The sequence below is a fragment of the Pseudomonas sp. H1_D04 genome, from assembly GCF_054683855.1.
Genome location: NZ_CP162826.1, coordinates 1492722 through 1510106 on the forward strand (window position 1 = coordinate 1492722; position 17385 = coordinate 1510106).

Annotated in this window: 15 protein-coding genes; 9 read left to right on the forward strand and 6 right to left on the reverse strand. The window is 61.1% G+C overall.

The window, feature by feature from the left end; translation table 11 throughout:
* The first annotated feature begins 113 nt into the window (after nucleotides 1–113).
* The 7 genes from urtE (at nucleotide 114) to ureC (ending at nucleotide 5308) form a co-directional block, all read left to right on the forward strand.
* Complete coding sequence (urtE, locus tag AB4N82_RS06965; protein WP_032890580.1) at nucleotides 114–812, forward strand: urea ABC transporter ATP-binding subunit UrtE; 699 nt, start codon at nucleotides 114–116, stop codon at nucleotides 810–812.
* Between the two features lie 31 nt (nucleotides 813–843).
* A complete protein-coding gene (locus AB4N82_RS06970) occupies nucleotides 844–1683 on the forward strand; it encodes an urease accessory protein UreD (RefSeq protein ID WP_032890578.1) in 840 nt (279 codons plus the stop codon).
* 143 nt (nucleotides 1684–1826) lie between these two features.
* Nucleotides 1827–2129 carry an urease subunit gamma gene (gene ureA / locus AB4N82_RS06975; protein ID WP_003171437.1) on the forward strand — a complete coding sequence of 101 codons (303 nt, stop codon included), beginning with the start codon at nucleotides 1827–1829 and terminating at the stop codon, nucleotides 2127–2129.
* 9 nt (nucleotides 2130–2138) lie between these two features.
* Nucleotides 2139–2651 carry a GNAT family N-acetyltransferase gene (locus tag AB4N82_RS06980; protein WP_122764182.1) on the forward strand — a complete coding sequence of 171 codons (513 nt, stop codon included), beginning with the start codon at nucleotides 2139–2141 and terminating at the stop codon, nucleotides 2649–2651.
* 3 nt (nucleotides 2652–2654) lie between these two features.
* Nucleotides 2655–3188 (forward strand): GNAT family N-acetyltransferase, encoded by a 534-nt coding sequence (locus AB4N82_RS06985; protein WP_032890574.1) that lies wholly within the window; start codon nucleotides 2655–2657, stop codon nucleotides 3186–3188.
* A complete protein-coding gene (locus tag AB4N82_RS06990) occupies nucleotides 3185–3490 on the forward strand; it encodes an urease subunit beta (protein WP_032890572.1) in 306 nt (101 codons plus the stop codon). The genes AB4N82_RS06985 and AB4N82_RS06990 overlap by 4 nt, the downstream gene beginning before the upstream one ends.
* A gap of 117 nt (nucleotides 3491–3607) precedes the next feature.
* Entirely contained in the window at nucleotides 3608–5308 is a 1701-nt protein-coding gene (gene ureC, locus AB4N82_RS06995) for an urease subunit alpha (protein WP_122682068.1), read from the forward strand.
* Nucleotides 5309–5328: 20 nt separating this feature from the next.
* Here ureC and AB4N82_RS07000 read toward each other — a convergent pair whose 3' ends face one another.
* A complete protein-coding gene (locus AB4N82_RS07000; protein ID WP_460104744.1) occupies nucleotides 5329–10449 on the reverse strand; it encodes a dermonecrotic toxin domain-containing protein in 5121 nt (1706 codons plus the stop codon).
* A 99-nt stretch (nucleotides 10450–10548) separates the two neighbouring features.
* A complete protein-coding gene (locus tag AB4N82_RS07005) occupies nucleotides 10549–11487 on the reverse strand; it encodes a DnaJ C-terminal domain-containing protein (protein WP_032890568.1) in 939 nt (312 codons plus the stop codon).
* Nucleotides 11488–11725: 238 nt separating this feature from the next.
* Here AB4N82_RS07005 and AB4N82_RS07010 point away from each other — a divergent pair, with 238 nt between their 5' ends.
* Nucleotides 11726–12994: an Hsp70 family protein gene (locus tag AB4N82_RS07010; protein WP_095186047.1), complete on the forward strand. Its 1269-nt coding sequence runs from the start codon at nucleotides 11726–11728 to the stop codon at nucleotides 12992–12994.
* Nucleotides 12995–13133: 139 nt separating this feature from the next.
* Here AB4N82_RS07010 and AB4N82_RS07015 read toward each other — a convergent pair whose 3' ends face one another.
* From AB4N82_RS07015 to AB4N82_RS07025, 3 genes are all read right to left on the reverse strand, one after another.
* Nucleotides 13134–14147 carry an AI-2E family transporter gene (locus AB4N82_RS07015; protein WP_032890564.1) on the reverse strand — a complete coding sequence of 338 codons (1014 nt, stop codon included), beginning with the start codon at nucleotides 14145–14147 and terminating at the stop codon, nucleotides 13134–13136.
* Between the two features lie 146 nt (nucleotides 14148–14293).
* Nucleotides 14294–14593 carry a PsiF family protein gene (locus AB4N82_RS07020; RefSeq protein WP_017849707.1) on the reverse strand — a complete coding sequence of 100 codons (300 nt, stop codon included), beginning with the start codon at nucleotides 14591–14593 and terminating at the stop codon, nucleotides 14294–14296.
* Nucleotides 14594–14663: 70 nt separating this feature from the next.
* The gene (locus tag AB4N82_RS07025; protein ID WP_032890562.1) at nucleotides 14664–15452 is read right to left on the reverse strand and encodes an AraC family transcriptional regulator; all 789 of its coding nucleotides are present in this window, start codon (nucleotides 15450–15452) and stop codon (nucleotides 14664–14666) included.
* Nucleotides 15453–15549: 97 nt separating this feature from the next.
* Here AB4N82_RS07025 and AB4N82_RS07030 point away from each other — a divergent pair, with 97 nt between their 5' ends.
* The gene (locus AB4N82_RS07030) at nucleotides 15550–16428 is read left to right on the forward strand and encodes a DMT family transporter (protein ID WP_122764183.1); all 879 of its coding nucleotides are present in this window, start codon (nucleotides 15550–15552) and stop codon (nucleotides 16426–16428) included.
* On the opposite strand, the gene AB4N82_RS07035 is transcribed toward AB4N82_RS07030, so the two are convergent.
* The gene (locus tag AB4N82_RS07035) at nucleotides 16425–17315 is read right to left on the reverse strand and encodes an esterase/lipase family protein (RefSeq protein WP_122764184.1); all 891 of its coding nucleotides are present in this window, start codon (nucleotides 17313–17315) and stop codon (nucleotides 16425–16427) included. The genes AB4N82_RS07030 and AB4N82_RS07035 overlap by 4 nt on opposite strands.
* Between the last annotated feature and the right edge of the window lie 70 nt (nucleotides 17316–17385).

A 17385-nucleotide genomic window follows, 5' to 3' on the forward strand; every position in this document is an offset into this window, starting at 1 on the left:
ACCACAAAAAGCCCGCTCACCACAAAAGTCGGTTCACCACAAAAGTCGGCTCACCACAAAAGTCGATTCACCATAAAAGCCAGCCACCGGCACGATTTGAGGAGGGTTTGAACATGCTGCAAGTCGACAAGCTGCACCAGTATTACGGCGGTAGCCACATCCTGCGCGGGCTCTCGTTTGACGTGAAGATCGGCGAAGTCACCTGCCTGCTCGGCCGTAATGGCGTGGGCAAGACCACCCTACTCAAGTGTTTGATGGGGTTGCTGCCCGCCAAAGAGGGTGCGGTGAACTGGGAAGGCAAGGCCATCACCGGTTTCAAACCGCACCAGCGCGTGCACGCCGGTATCGCCTACGTGCCTCAAGGCCGGGAGATTTTCGGGCGGCTGACGGTGGAAGAAAACTTGTTGATGGGCCTGTCGCGCTTCCCGGGTTCCGAGGCCAAGGAAGTGCCGGCGTTTATCTACGAACTGTTCCCGGTATTACTGCAAATGAAGCATCGGCGCGGCGGTGACTTATCCGGCGGCCAGCAGCAACAGCTTGCTATCGGGAGAGCCCTGGCCAGCCGCCCACGCCTGTTGATTCTCGATGAGCCCACCGAAGGCATCCAACCGTCGGTGATCAAAGAGATCGGCGCCGTGATCAAAAAGCTCGCAGCGCAGGGCGATATGGCGATTCTGTTGGTGGAACAGTTCTACGACTTCGCCGCTGAACTGGCCGACCAGTACCTGGTGATGTCACGGGGCGAAATCGTGCAGCAGGGCCGTGGAGAAAATATGGAAAGCGAGGGTGTACGCGGTCTCGTAACCATCTAATCTGTAGCGTCCTAACGATAAGCATAAAGACATGAACCTGCCCGTTACCCCTGCCCTGTTCACCCCCAGCTGGCACGCCGAGCTGGAACTCGGCTATGCGCGTTTCGGCGACACCACGCGCCCGGTGATGCGCCGCCACCTCGGCCCGCTGCGGGTGCAAAAGCACCTGTATGCCGAAGGCCCCGAGGTGTGCCAGCACATCATCGTGCACCCGCCCGGCGGGATTGCCGGTGGGGATCGCCTGGACATCAGCGCCCACGTCGCCGAGGGCGCCTGGGCCCAATTGACCAGCCCCGGCGCGGCCAAGTGGTACCGCGCCAGCGGCCCGGCCTTCCAGCAACTCGAACTGACTGTCGAAGCCGGCGCCACCCTGGAATGGCTGCCCCAGGAAACCATCGTATTCAGCGCCGCCCAGGCCGAACTCACCACGCGCATCGACCTACAAGGCGATGCCCGATTGTTCTACTGGGACGTGATCGCGCTGGGCCGTCCGGCCAGTGGCGAGCGCTTCGACTTGGGGCACTTTCAATCGCACCTGGATATCCGCCGCGACGGCCAGTTGCTCTGGCATGAACGCCAGCGCATTGTCGGCGCCGATGGGTTGCTCGACTCGCCCATCGGCCTGGACGGGCAGCCGGTATTTGCCACCCTGTTGGTGACTGGCGAAATCACCCCTGAATTGCTTGAGCAATGTCGCGCGCTGCCGAATGCAGTACGCGGCGACCTGACCCAGTTACCCGGCTTGCTGGTCGCCCGCTGCCTGGCCAGTGAAGCGCTGCTGGCGCGGGGATGGTTGATTGATTTATGGAAATTGTTACGTCCCGCTCTGTTTGGGCGAGAGGCGGTCGCACCACGAATCTGGAGCACATGAAGATCAACATGTGGGAGGGGGCTTGCTCCCGATAGCGGTGGGTCAGTGACAGATGTATTGCCTGACATTCCCCATCGGGGCAAGCCCCCTCCCACAGGGGATCTACGGTGTTTTTATGAATGATGTTTGAAGGACCTTGAACCATGGACCTGACCCCTCGGGAAAAAGACAAACTGCTGATCTTCACCGCAGGCTTAGTGGCCGAGCGCCGCCTGGCGCGCGGGGTGAAGCTCAACTACCCGGAAACCATCGCCTATATCTCCGCCGCCTTGATGGAAGGCGCCCGCGATGGCCGCACCGTTGCCGACTTGATGCACTACGGCACCACCCTGCTCAGCCGTGAACAGGTGATGGAAGGCATCCCGGAAATGATCCCGGATATCCAGGTGGAAGCGACCTTCCCGGACGGCACCAAACTGGTCACCGTCCACCAACCCATCGCCTGAGGCCCGGTCATGATTCGTGATGCAAGTGAAAGCGACCTGCCAGCCATCCGCGACATCTACAACGATGCGGTACGCAACACCACGGCGATCTGGAACGAACAACCGGTAGACCTGGCCAACCGCTTGGCATGGTTCAACGCGCGTCAGGCCCAGGCGTATCCGATCCTGGTATCGGTCGAGCACGATGAAGTCACCGGCTACGCCTCGTTTGGCGACTGGCGCCCTTTCGAAGGCTTTCGCTACAGCGTCGAGCACTCGGTGTATGTGCGTAACGACCAGCGTGGCAAAGGCCTTGGCCCGCAGTTGATGGCGGCCTTGATCGAACGCGCGCGCATAGGCGGCAAGTACGTGATGGTCGCCGCCATCGAAAGCGGCAACCAGGCTTCGATCCGCCTGCATGAGCGCCTGGGGTTTATCACCACCGGGCAAATGCCGCAGGTGGGTATCAAATTTGGTCGCTGGCTCAACCTGACCTTTATGCAACTGGCCTTGAACCCGGGCGCCGAACCGCCCAAGGAGTGATCGATGAGCGCTGCGCAACTGCGTCGAGTCAATGCAGAGAGTTTTGCCCATTACCGCGAGGGCCTGATTGAGCTGTTGCTGGACGCGGTCAAGCACGGCGCATCGGTGGGTTTTATGGCCGACTTCGATGAAGCCCAGGCCCGCGAGTATCTGCGCGGCGTTCAGTCGAGCATCGAAGACGCCAGCCTGTTGCTGTGGGTGGTGGTGCGCGACGAACAGGTGCAGGCCAGCGTGCAATTGGCGCTGTGCCAGAAAGCCAATGGCCTGAACCGCGCCGAGGTGCAAAAGCTGCTGGTGCACAGCAGTGCGCGCCGCCACGGCCTCGGCCAACAACTGATGCACACCCTGGAACTTGCCGCACGCCAGCACAAGCGCGGCCTGCTGTACCTGGACACCGAAGCCGGCTCCGGGGCCGAAGCGTTCTACCAGGCGCTGCGCTACACCAAGATCGGCGAACTGCCCGATTACTGCCAAAGCCCGGACGGGCGCTACAGCCCGACCGCCATCTACTTCAAGACCCTGGGGCAACCTGCATGATTCCTGGCGAATATCAGATCCAGCCCGGCGAGATCGAACTCAACGTCGGCCGTCGCACCATCACGCTCAGCGTGGCCAACAGCGGCGACCGGCCGATCCAGGTGGGCTCGCACTATCACTTTTTCGAAACCAATGACGCGCTGACGTTTGACCGTGCGGCAAGCCGCGGCATGCGCCTGAATATTCCGGCGGGCACGGCGGTACGGTTTGAGCCGGGGCAGAGCCGTGAGATCGAGTTGGTCGATTTGAGCGGCGGACGGCGGGTATTCGGGTTTGCCGGGCGGGTCATGGGCGATCTTTAGGGCCTCATCGGGGGCAAGCCCCCTCCCACATTTGAATGTGTTCACACATCAAAGGTGGGAGGGGGCTTGCCCCCGATAGCGATTTCACATTCAACACAAATATTTCAGGGCACACACATGAAAATCAGCCGCCAAGCCTACGCCGACATGTACGGCCCCACCGTCGGTGACAAGGTCCGCCTGGCCGACACCGAGCTGTTCGTCGAAGTCGAAAAGGACTTCACCGTCTACGGCGAAGAAGTCAAATTCGGCGGCGGCAAAGTGATCCGCGACGGCCAGGGCCAGAGTCAGTTGCTCGCCCATGAAGTGGTGGACACCCTGATCACCAACGCGCTGATCATCGATCACTGGGGCATCGTCAAAGCCGATGTCGGCCTGAAGAACGGTCGTATCCACGCCATCGGCAAGGCCGGCAACCCGGACATCCAGCCGGGCGTGACCATGGCCATCGGCGCCAGCACCGAAGTGATCGCCGGTGAAGGCATGATCCTCACCGCTGGCGGCATTGACTCCCACGTGCATTTCATTTGCCCGCAACAGATCGAGGAAGCGCTGACCAGCGGCGTCACCACCATGATCGGCGGCGGTACCGGCCCGGCCACCGGCACCAACGCCACCACCTGCACGTCGGGCCCGTGGCACCTGGCACGCATGCTTCAGGCCAGTGATTCATTCCCGATGAACATCGGTTTTACCGGCAAGGGCAACGCCAGCTTGCCGGAACCGTTGATCGAACAGGTCAAGGCCGGCGCCATCGGTTTGAAGCTGCATGAAGATTGGGGCACCACGCCCGCCAGCATCGACAACTGCCTGAGCGTCGCCGACCAGTACGACGTGCAGGTGGCGATCCACAGCGACACCCTCAACGAGTCCGGCTTCGTCGAAACCACCCTCGCCGCGCTCAAGGGTCGCACCATCCACACCTACCACACCGAAGGTGCCGGTGGCGGCCATGCGCCGGACATCATCAAGGCCTGCGGCTTCCCCAACGTACTGCCAAGTTCGACCAACCCGACGCGGCCGTTCACGCGCAATACCATCGATGAGCACTTGGACATGTTGATGGTCTGCCATCACCTGGACCCGAGCATTGCCGAAGACGTGGCCTTCGCTGAAAGCCGCATCCGCCGCGAGACCATCGCCGCCGAAGACATCCTGCACGACCTCGGCGCGTTCTCGATGATCAGCTCCGACAGCCAGGCCATGGGCCGCGTGGGCGAAGTGATCACGCGCACCTGGCAAACCGCCGACAAGATGAAAAAACAGCGCGGCCCGCTGCCGGGCGATGGCGCCGGCAACGACAATTTCCGCGCCAAACGGTACATCGCCAAGTACACCATCAACCCGGCGATCACCCATGGCATCAGCCATATCGTCGGCTCCATCGAGGTGGGGAAATGGGCTGACCTGGTGCTGTGGAGGCCGGCGTTCTTTGGCATCAAGCCGACCCTGATTCTCAAGGGCGGCGCAATTGCCTCCAGCCTGATGGGCGACGCCAACGCGTCAATCCCCACCCCGCAACCCGTGCACTACCGCCCGATGTTCGCCAGCTTTGGCAGCTCGTTGCACGCCACCAGCCTGACCTTTATCAGCCAGGCCGCGCTGGACGCCGGATTGCCCGACGCCCTGGGTTTGAAGAAGCAGATCGCGGTGGTTAAGGGCTGTCGCGACGTGCAAAAAACCGACCTGATCCACAACGATTACCTACCGGAAATCGAAGTGGATCCGCAGACCTATCAGGTCAAGGCCGATGGTGTGCTGCTGTGGTGCGAACCGGCGGACGTGCTGCCGATGGCACAGCGTTACTTCCTGTTCTGAATCGTCACCCGCTCATGGGCTCAAGCTTCGCTGCCCTGAGCGGGTTGCGGGCTGCGGCCCATGATTTGATCGGTCATGGTGTAGAGCAGTTGCAAGCGCTCCTTTTGCACGGCGCTGATGTCGGAGAAATACTCCTCGTCACTCATCACGTGCCCCGGCACGGAGTTCACCGACGATTTGCCCAGCGCCAGCACCGTGGTATCGATCGTCTCGCGCAGCGCTTGCTTTTGCTGCGGCGAAAGATCGCCGTCATTCGCCCATTCCTGTTGAGCGACCTGCAAACTGATCAAGTCATCGCCCCTGACCTGCAGCACCTTGAAGGGTTCGGGATTCAACGACTCGACGAAGTTGGCCCAAAAGGATTCCTCCACGATCTGGTTGCGTAGCTGGTCGCCTTCCTCCAGCGCCCGCACACGCAGGTAAGCCTCGTCCACCATCGCGCTTGTGACATCCGGCTCGTTGAACATCATGCTCTTGGACTGCCAGGGTAAATCCAGACGCCCGGCCAGCCGTGTGGCATAGGCCAGGTATATCTCGACTTCGTCGATGCTGCGCAGCGCATTTCCCTGGGCGTCGAACTGCCGCACCAACTCACCCTGCGCGTCATATTGAGGAAAATTGCGACCCTGCGCGAGCAGTTCGTTGACTCTCGCTTGAGCGATCCGGCCCAACTCATGGAGCCTTGCGCGCCCCCTGGCCAGGTCCAGCAGTTCGATCTTTTTCAGCTCGACATTGGGAATTGCGTTGGCTTGGGACACCAGCACCTCCCCGCCCATAGCATTGAACAACTGGGCCCCGGCGTCGACACACGTGGTGGGTGCAGCGGCCATTTTGAACAAGGTGTCACACAGCACACTGTCTTCATGCATGGCCTCGATCATGCGCCACACCTTGGCTGTCAAATCGTTCCTGTATTCAGGCGTTCCCGCATCGGAAGATTCGTTCAGTTTGCGCCGTTCATTGAAAAACGGCTCGCTGCCTTCGAGCTCCTCGACCGCGTCCCAGTAGCGGGCTTTCACCACCCACTCCTGTTGCGTCAGGCCAGCCATCCAATGGGCGCTGTCCTGCACGCCCCTGGGGGGAAAACGTCGCCCGGCATCCATCCCGATGGACTCTATATAGAGCTTGAGCCGATCGAGTGCCTCAGGCGCCAACAACTCACGGGTCACCACGATTCTGGCGATGGTCTCTGCCCTGTCCGAGCCCGGCGCCACATCAGGCATTTCAGTGATCGGATTACCCGTCAGGTCCAGAACAAAACCTCGCGGCCTGGGGTGGGCGAAAAGGCCCGCCGGCAGTGCCTTCAAACCGCAGCCCGCCAGTTCCAGCCATTGCAGAAAACGCAGGCGCTTGAGGTTCAACCACCCACCGATGGGGTTACCGGCCAGCGTCAGCGAAATCAGTCGGGTCATATTGTTGATGTGCTGCGCGGTCTCTGCCGTCAGAACCAAGGCGTTATCGGCCAAGTCCAGCCCCTCCATGAACGGCATGTTCGCAAGGGCGGGCGGCAGGACAGTCAAGCGATTTTCGCTCAGGTCCAACAGCCGCACCCTGCGGAACGCCGACAGAAAACGCGCGCCCTGGTTGGTCAGGTCGCACCGGGTCACCTGCAGGTTGGTGACATGATCGAAGTTGCCTGGCAGCTCTGGCAGGGTTGCCAGCTGCGCCCCGAGCATCCGCTGCTGGTCGCGAGCGCCGCCTCGCAGATTGATCCGCTGCCCTCGCACGTTACCGAGGGGATCTATGTCCGGCTCGCCCGTCATTCTCCAGGCGTTCATGATGGCATCCACAATCCGATACCGTGCGCGCAAAATCGACGGCGTTCTCGGCCCCTTCAAAAGCCAGTTGTAAAACGTCTCTTCAAGGTCTGCGAAATCACGCTCCAACGCACGCAGCCAGGCGTCGTCGGTGAGGCTGCGGTCCTGCAGAAAGGCCTCAACCTGCTCCTCCGTCAAACTGGGGTAAAGCGTTCGCAGCCGACGACGGAAAGTGCCCTCAACTCCGCCCACCCCGCGTCCGCTCAACGGATAGCCCGGCTGGCCGCTCGGTGCGCGCTGCGGGAACCTGAAGAACGGCTTGTTCCGCGGCGCCATGCGCAAGGCGTTGCTTAAGGCATCCCGTGGCAGCGCCCGCTGAATGACCAACGCATGCAACTGATCACCTTGGCCGACATGGGGCAGGCTAATCGCGTTGCGATGGGCATCGGGCAAGGCGTGCTGCAACGCTCTATACAAGCTGTCGGTACCGTGTAGTTCATTGCCCTCTTCATCGAAGGGTTGATAAAGCCCATCAGCCACACGCGCCAGCACTTTGCGCTGGCCTGCGTCCTCGGGGCCAAACACCGCGCGCAAGCTGCCATCGAACGAGCCCTCGCGCACTTCAAGCCGGATGTTGTCGTGCCAGCCGGGCAGGTTTTCCAGGGAGTGCAGCACCAGGGTTTCGGTATCCGGGTTGTCCAACCGCTCCAGATACAACCCTTCATAAGCGTGCAACAGACGCATCTGCGCCTGCAGCTTGCGCGCCTCTTCGGCCAGCCGTAAGGGGAGTCGACCCTTGGCAGTGATGAATTCCAGCTCTTTGGGGGAAGCCGAGTCCAGCAGTTCCTGGGCGATCAGGCTCGGCAAGCGCTTGAAGTCGCGCTGCAAAACCTGCACGGCGGGGCTTTTAGGCGCAAGGCGCTCGCTGTACAGGCTTTTGAACAGCCGGGTGTGCTGGGTGGCCGCATACTCCGCCAGGCGGCGAGTCAATTCCGCCGCACGCGACGGGGTGTCGAGCCCTGTACGCTCACCCAACAGTGGCGTTAACTGTTCGTGGCTGAGGTGCTCGACAATGCGCCTGGACAGCTGGCCCTGCATCAGCTCGGCACGGCTGATCCGGATCAGGTCCCGCCCCGTCGCCAGCCGGTTGCCATAGCGCACCGCCGAAGTGTCGAGCCCGTCCTCTCCCAACACGTCAATACCCGTGCTGGCCGGCCAATGGGCAAGCTCTGTGACCAGGCTGGCGGCATAACCGGTCAACTCGGCAGAGAGACGTCCAGCCGTGATCTGCCGGTTGAGTTCCTTCGCCTGCCCGTAGGCGCGAAATTGCTGCGCGGTGTCCAGCAACACCGCCGGTACCGGCTCACTTTGCGCGTGCACTCTACGCAACTGGTCCTCGTGGACATCGCTGACCTGACGGATCTGCTCAAGCTCCTCGTCGCTGAAGCCCTCCATCGCAGGGCCGATACGCCGCATCAGCGTCGCCCCTGTCCACTCCTGGGGCCAATCGGCCTCATGCAGCCACCTGCCCTGGTTGTTGTGGCGCAGCAACGGCTGGTAGGCCTCTGCTCGCGTCGGGTGCTGGATACGGTAATGCCCGGTGGTGGCGTCCTCGACAATACGGTAATGCTTGCCCTCAATAGCGAGCACCGGTTGTCCATTCTGGCGATACACGCCGTGCTCGTCTGCTTGCCCCTGCGGCTCGTAATCCGGTAGTTCATAACCGTCGAGTCGTGGACGCCAAAGGGTCTTCCCGCCTGTGGGCAGGCGTACGTTTCTCAGGCTTTCGACCTGGCCCGACCATTGAACATGCGGCAATACCGCAGCGCCCGCGGCAAAAAATGCGGCATTGAGCGCTACCGAGGAAAAGCAGCGCCACATCTCTTTGATTTCACCCTGTTCATACGCCTCGATGCCATGGAACACGTCAGTCATCATCTGCCCAGCGCCCACCGCCAGCATGATCGGTCCAAGCCCCGGCACCACAAACGCCGCCAGGTTGAATACATTGAGCACCGCGTCCAGGAAACCTGCCATGCGCTTGGCCCGCGCCTGCGCGTCCTCGTCGCCGGTGGGCACGGCCACCGCCCTGGCATCGCCGAGCAGCTTGCGCATATGGGCCTGACGCTGTTCGATCCACACGTCGCCGGTGATCTCGAACGCTTCGATCGGCAATCTGGCGGGCTCGGCTTGCAGTACGAAATCCGTCTGCGTGTCGTCGCTTTCCTTTGGCTGATAGAGCTTGTTGAGTTGCTGAAAGAACTCACCTTGATGCTGCACAGGGATGAACTGGCTGAAGAAACGGCGGTAGGCGATGCTGTGCAGGCGCGCTCTCAAATCGGCCATGAACGCGTCGCCGGAGGCATATTCGCGCATCGGCTGCTGCGGATCGTTGGGGATATACACCACCACCCGCTCGGCATCGACACTGCTCAGGCGCTCTGGCCCGATCAGCAATGGCCCGACGAGCACAATGCCGAAGATTTTCAACGCCGCAAACGTGACCGGGCTGCCATCGAGGTAAGCGTTGCGCGAGCCGCTGAGCACCTGATCGAGCATCCGCCGTGCGCTGGCACTCACACCCGCTCTCCCGTTGGCGTCAGCCAACCGTTGTTGCCGGCTGGCAATATCGAGACTCAGGGTAAATTGCTGGCGTTGGTGCGCATGCAATTGGTTCTCCAATGCGGTGCGCTGGGTTTGATCCTGCGGCTCAAGCACCGCCTTGAGATGCTCCTGATACAACTTACCCACGTTCAACGAGCGACACAGCTGGGCAAACTCGTGGGGCAGGATGGCCACGGCCTGATCCTGCAGAACGTCGAACCCCGGGATCACCTCCCCTTCGAACGCGCTGAATCGAGTGATGATCGAGCAATCGCGGCAACTCAAGGGTTGTTCTTCAGAAGGCTCGAAGTTGGCCAGGGCGGCTTCAAGCAGCGTTACGCCGCGATAACGGTAATTGGCATCCGGACTGCTGGTTTGATCGACGGTAAAAAATCCACCAAAGGCAGCTTGCTCTTTTCCGGGGGTGTACTTGCGGGCGAAGTACACCTGCCTGACATCCAGGTCCAGGTTGAAACGTTGCTGAATCTGCGCTTTAAGCAGCGGTTCGGCGAAATCGAGCACGTCGTCAATGCGGGCAAGGTTGTCTTCGAGGTCGCGCTGAGCGGCGCGGAAGCGGGTGTGAGCGACCGCGAGGCTGGCTCGACCTGCCGAGTCGGCTTTCAGGTACCAATCCGGCAGTTGCAGCGAGTGGTCGGCCAACTCTTGCTGGCGCTGCTTGGGCGCCCGTAGAAACCAGGAAGGGACGCGGCTTTTCAGGAAGTCGTAATGCACTCCGCTATAGCCGGGCGAGGAAGAAGCGGGCGAAGGTATGTTTGGCATTTGGGCTCATCCGTGGCCAGGAATTAAGCCCTCAGCCTATCGAACGCCCTTGCGCCAAAAGGCACATATAGTTGTGCCGTTTGGCGCTTTTGCGTCAGTTCAGAACTGTTCGCGCGGGTTGAACGCGGCTTTCTCCGCCAGCGCCTGCCACAAGGCCTTGACCTCGTCGTCGGCAGCTTTGGGCATCACAGCCTTGAGCTGCACGAACAGGTAACCGCGCTGGCCCGCCTTGTTCAGCAAACCGTGGCCCTTGGCACGCATGCGCTGGCCGTTCTGGCTGCCCGCCGGCACCTTGAGGTTGATCTTGCCGGTCAGCGTCGGTACGGCCACTTCAGTGCCCAGCGCCAGTTCCCACGGCGCCAGCGGCAGGTTGATGATCAGGTTTTCGCCATCCACTTCAAACTTGCTGTGGGGCGCAAACTTGATGATCAGGTACAGATCGCCGTTGGCCCCACCGCCGATGCCCGGCGCGCCCTGCGCCTTGAGGCGGATGCGCTCGCCGTCGGTCACACCGGCGGGGATCTTCACGTTCAGGCTCTTGGTGGTATTGCTCACATGCCGACCCGAGGCGTCGTATTGCGGCACCTGGAAGCTGATCTGCTTGGACTCGGTGGACAGCGTTTCTTCAAGCGACACCGTCAGTTGCATCTCGACATCCTGGCCTTTGCGCCCGGCCGGACGGCGCTGGCCGCCGCCGAAAGCATCGCCACGATTACCAAAGATCGAACTGAAGAAGTCCGAAAAGTCCTCGCCCTGCCCGCCGCCGCCAAAGCCGCCACGGCTCTGCCAGCCCGGTGGCCCCTGGAACGGCTGGCCGTGCTGGCCGTATTTGCGCAGTTCATCGTATTCGGCGCGCTTGTCGGCGCTCTTGAGCGCTTCATAGGCTTCGGACGCGTCCTTGAACTTGGCTTCGGCGTCTTTTTCCTTGCTCACATCGGGGTGATATTTACGCGCGAGTTTGCGATAGGCGGCCTTGATTTCCTTGTCATCGGCGCTCGGCTCGACACCCAATATCTTGTAGTAGTCTTTGAAATCCATCGGCGGTTCACCATCCTTCATCGAGATCGCACAGCCCTGGGCACAACGTGCGCTGCTTTGCACCTGTTGAGTCTTGTGGCCTGGGGGTACGTCAGAGTTTTATCGGCACTTGCCGTATGCACCAGATGTGGGGGCAAATCCCACACTTTCAAGCACGATTTAACGGATGGTCGGCCTACGCATCCGCCTTCGACTGGCATACACTGCGCGGCCGTTTTTCGACCGGAACCCGATAGACATGAAAAACCCATCCCCAGCCCGTGCTTGTGGTATCGACTTTGGCACGTCCAACTCCACCGTCGGCTGGATCCGCCCCGGCGAGGAGACGCTTATCGCGCTGGAGGACGACAAGATCACCCTGCCGTCGGTGGTGTTCTTCAACTTCGAGGAGCGCCGTCCGGTATACGGTCGCCTGGCGCTGCACGAGTACCTGGAAAACTACGAAGGCCGCCTGATGCGCTCGCTCAAGAGCCTGCTGGGTTCCAAGCTGATCAAGCACGACACCAGCGTGCTGGGCACGGCAATGCCGTTCACCGACCTGCTGGCACTGTTTATCGGCCAGCTCAAGAGCCGCGCCGAAGCCAACGCCGGCCGCGAGTTCGAAGAAGTGGTGCTGGGCCGCCCGGTGTTCTTTGTCGATGACGATCCGATGGCCGACCAGGAAGCGGAAAACACTCTGGTGGATGTGGCGCGCAAGATCGGCTTCAAGGACATCTCGTTCCAGTACGAACCAATTGCGGCCGCGTTCGACTACGAGTCCACCATCGAGAAAGAAGAGTTGGTACTGATCGTCGACATCGGCGGGGGTACGTCCGACTTCTCCCTGGTGCGCCTGTCGCCCGACCGCCGTCACAACGACAACCGCCACGACGACATCCTCGCCACCGGCGGCGTGCATATCGGCGGTACCGACTTCGATAAGCAACTGAGCCTGCAAGGCATGATGCCGCTGTTCGGCTACGGCAGCCGTATGAAAAGTGGCGCCTACATGCCCACCAGTCACCACATGAACCTGGCGACCTGGCACACCATCAACTCGGTGTACTCGCAAAAATCCCAGCTGGCCCTGGGCAGCATGCGCTATGACATCGAAGACACCGGCGGCATCGACCGCCTGTTCAAGTTGATCGAACAGCGCGCCGGGCACTGGCTGGCGATGGAAGTGGAAGAAACCAAGATCCAGCTGACCCACGCAGACAGCCGCCATGTGGCGCTGGACCGTATCGAAGCGGGCCTGAGCGTCGACTTGAGCCGGGCGCTGTTCGAATCGTCCATCGACGCCCTGCTGGAGCGTGTGCGCGGCAGCGTGACGCAACTGCTCAACGACGCTTCCGTGACCGTGGCGCAAGTGGACACGGTGTTCTTTACCGGTGGTTCCAGCGGCATTCCGGCGCTGCGCCACAGCATCTCGGCGATGCTGCCGAATGCGCGGCATGTGGAAGGCAATATCTTTGGCAGCATCGGCAGCGGTCTGGCGATTGAGGCGAGCAAGCGGTACGGCTGCTGAGTTTCACCTGAAATACGGTGGTGACTTCATCGGGGGCAAGCCCCCTCCCACACTGACTGTATTCACAAATCTATATGTGTAAACACAGTAAACAGGAGGGGGCTTGCCCCCGATGGCGCCCACCCAGGCACAACACGCCTTAAACCATCCCACCGAGTTTCAGCTCACTCTTCAGATACGCATAGTAGATCGGCCCCGCCACCACGCCCGGCAGACCGAATGCGGCTTCAAACACCAACATCGCGAGCAGCAATTCCCACGATTTGGCACTGATCTGCCCGCCAACAATGCGCGCATTGAGGAAGTACTCGACCTTGTGGATCACGATTAAATAGCCCAACGCCGCCACTGCCACCCAGATCGACAGCGACAGCGCGACGATGGTGATCAGGGTGTTGGACATCAGGTTGCCGATCACCGGCAGCAGGCCGAGCAGGAAGGTCAGCACGATCAGGGTTTTGGTCAGCGGCAGGTGAATGCCACACAGCGGCAGCACCACGGCGAGGAATATGGCGGTGAAGGCGGTGTTGAGCGCGGCGATCTTTATCTGAGCGAAGACGATGTTGCGAAAGGCCTGGACCAACAGGTGCAGGCGGTCGAACAGCGCCGCCGCCAGGGGCTTGCGCTTGGTCAGGTCAGGCACGCGCTGCAGGGCGATGATCGCGCCGAGCACCATGCCAATGAGCAGGGTGACGAACATGTGCGCGGCGTCTTTGCCCACCAGTTGCAGCTCGCTCAGGTGTTTGCTCAGCCACTCACCGATGGCCACACGGAATTCGGCGGCGCTGGCCGGCAGGTAGGCGTCGAGGAATGGCGGAAGTTGGCCCCGCGCGCGGTCGACCACGCCCATGAATTTGTCGAGGGAAGCCCCGGGATTTTCCGCTTCGTGGAGCAGGAAGCTAATGGCGCCAGCGAAGATCAGCGCAAGCACGCTGACAATCAGGGTCCCGAGCAACGCCACTGCCAGCCAGCGCGCGCGGCGGCCTTCGATCAGCCGTTGCAGTTGGGGGGTGAGCATGTTGACCAGTTCATAGACCAACAAACCGGCCAGCAAGCTGGGCAGCAATTTCAGCGGCAGCACCAGCAGCAGTCCGCCGAAAATGATGATGTAGCTGGCCAGCAACAACACATGACGCTGAGAAAACGTTGGCATACAGCCTCAAAAACGAACGGCGTTAAAGGATGGGCAGTCTGCCAGCCTTCAGAGAATCAAGCGAGTGGATAGGTTGTGAATGCGATCAAGTGTGAGAGGGGCACCTCCCCTCCCACATTTAATCTTCAGCACCGACGAAATCGTGATCAACCTTTGAGGCAGGTGCTCATGAACGTCTTGCGCGCATCGCCGGTCAGCGCTTTGGTTTTCGCCGACGCATTGCAATCCTTCATCTTCTGCTGCTGCGGCGTCAGTGTCTTGGCGTCATTGGCAGCCGGGGCCGACAGGCAGGTTTTCATGAACGCCTTCCGCTCGTCGCCCTTGAGCGTCTTGGTGGTGGCCTCAGCATTGCAGGTGGTCATTTTGTTTTGCTGGGCAGTGGCGGCAAAGCCTTGGGAACACAGCAGCAAGCCCATCATCAATAACGGAATACGCAGCATCTTCATGGAGTTTTCTCCCTGTTACCACGCCGATGGGCATGGCCTATCCGCAGTGTAGTCAAAGCCTGTTACATCTTCATCCACAGCGAATATTCGTCCGACGGTACTGCTCCGGCGTGCAGCCGGCATGGCGCTGGAACATCGCGATAAACGCCGAGGCGGTGCTGTAGCCGAGGTCGAACGCCACCTGCTGCACGCTGCGTTCGCTGTCGAGGGCTTCGATGGCCGCCAGGTATCGCAGACGCTGGCGCCATTCACCGAAGCTCATGCCCAACTCGCGCACAAACTGGCGCGCCAGGGTGCGTTCGCTCACATGCACCTGTTCAGCCCATTGCGCCAGCGGGCGGTTATCGCCGGGGTCGGCCTGCATGCCTTCCAGGACGCCAAGCAGCCCTGGGCGGCGGGCGTAGGGCAGGAAACCGTCGTGGATCGGTGCCTGCCGCAGTTGATCCACCAATACTTGGGCCAGGCGGATATCGGCTTCGGAATGCGGAATATTCACGTCACGCCGGGCGAAGTCGCGCAGGATCGCCTTGAGAATGTCGCTGATCGCCAGTGTGCAAGGCTGTTGTGGCAGTTGCTCGCAGAGCTCGGGGGCCAGGCCGACCGAGTGATAGACAATCGCCTGGGCGTTGTAGGAGCTGTGCTCAGTATTGGGTGGGATCCAGACCGCGTACTGCGGCGGCGACATAAAGCGGTTACCGGCCACTTCCATGCGCATCACACCGCTGGCGGAGTAATCCAGCGAGCCCCAGAAGTGCTGGTGCGGCGTGCACTCGGTGTCAGGGGCAAAGTCGGAATAACGGAAGTAGACCGGGCTGGGCAAGCTACGGAAATCGGCGAGGCGTACGGTGTGTCGGGCCATATTGTCTGGATGCAAAGGTGAGTTGTCTGGATCGCAGTATAGGCTTCGATCCAGACAGGGGATAATCCCGCTTCATCAACACACTTGGTTTCTTTCGATGCAGTACGCGTATCCCCTGCTGGCCATTTTTATCTGGGCCGGCAACACCGTGGTCAACAAACTGGCCGTGGGCTCGATTTTCCCGTCGGAGATCGGTTTTTACCGCTGGCTGCTGGCGGCGCTACTGTTCACGCCGTTCATGCTCAAGCCGGTGATCGCTCACTGGGCGCAGATCCGCCCGAATCTGGGCAAGATCGTCATCCTCGGCGTGCTGGGCATGGCCGTGTACCAAAGCCTGGCGTATTACGCCGCCTCCCTGACCACCGCCACCAACATGGGCATCATCCTGTCGCTGATGCCGTTGATGGCCCTGACGGCAGCCATCATCAGCCTCGGCCAACGCCTGACCTTCGGCGCACTCACCGGGGCTGTGCTGTCGTTTGCCGGTGTGGTCGTGGTGGTGTCGTCCGGCAGCCTGGGCGCGCTGTTGCAACACGGGGTCAACCTGGGCGACGCCATGATGCTGGTCGCCACCCTGGCCTACGCGGTCTACAGCACCTTGCTGAAAAAATGGCAGCTGCGCCTGCCGCCGTTGGTGTTGCTGTATTTGCAGATACTGGTGGCGGTGGTGGTGTTGTTTCCGCTGTTCCTGTTCTCGGCCAAAACCGGCCTGGGCTGGGCAAATATCCCACTGGTGCTGTACGCGTGTTTACTGGCGTCGATGCTCGCGCCGTTGGCGTGGATGCACTCGGTGAAGACCTTGGGACCAAGCCGTACCACGCTGTTTTTCAACCTGCTGCCGTTGATTACCGCGTTGATTGCGGCGGTGGTATTGAAGGAGGAGCTGGCGTGGTATCACCTGGTGGGCGGTTTGCTGACCTTGGGCGGGGTAGTCTTGTCGGAGCGCTGGACCACACCGGTGCGCCGCCTGGCTTAAACACCCGCCGCTTTCAAGCGCCGGGCATGCTCCACAAACAATCGGATCGGCTCGGCGCCCTTGCCCACCAGCCCCATGGACTGATTGACGATATCAAAATGGTCCAGGGCAAAATCATCACCAATCACCGTGCCCAGGTGTGAGCTGTAGCGCCCGACCATGCCATCACACTGGCCCTTTTCCCGCACAAAGCTGCGGGCGAACAAGCGGCAACTGCGGTGGGTACCATCAAACAAATTACGGCCCCGATCCGTGATGCCCGGCTGCAACGTGCCGGACCACGAGTAATAGCGCACGCCGTTGACCACCTCCGCACCCTGCCCGCCCCATGTCTCGGGTAAGCCTTGGGGATAACGGCGATTGAACAAAGCCACACCTTCACTGGTGAGGGAATGGTGAGACGCCTGCAGATCCGCTTTAAAGCGCGGCCCGCGATAACCGGTTTCCAGCACACCCATCACCCAGGCGACCAGGTGAAACAGTGCGCTCATGATCCGGCCCTTGGCGCCGTCGATGGGGTAATGGAGGTGGATATGGTCCGCCAGCTCAGAACCGTGGTTCGGCCCGGCCACCGAAGTCACCGACGCCACCCAATCCGGGCGCAGGGCTGCTGCATAGCGCGCAGTCAGTGAGCCTTGGCTATGGCCGATCAAGTTGACCTTTTCCGCCCCAGTCTCGCGGCGTATGCGCTCGATCTGCACCAGCAGTTGCTCGCCACGCACCTCGCTGGAGTCCAGCGGTGCCACCTGTATCGGGAATACCTGAGCCCCACCAGCCCGCAAAGCCGGGACGATGCCATACCAGTAGGGAAAAAACCCGATGCGCACAAATCCGAGCATGCCGGGCACCAATACCAGGGGATAGCGTGTGGCCAACGACTGTGACATGAAGCGAATATCCTCGCAGCGCGTTTGATGCAATGCAGCCTAGCCCAGTTGCAAGTCGGGCTCGTGACGC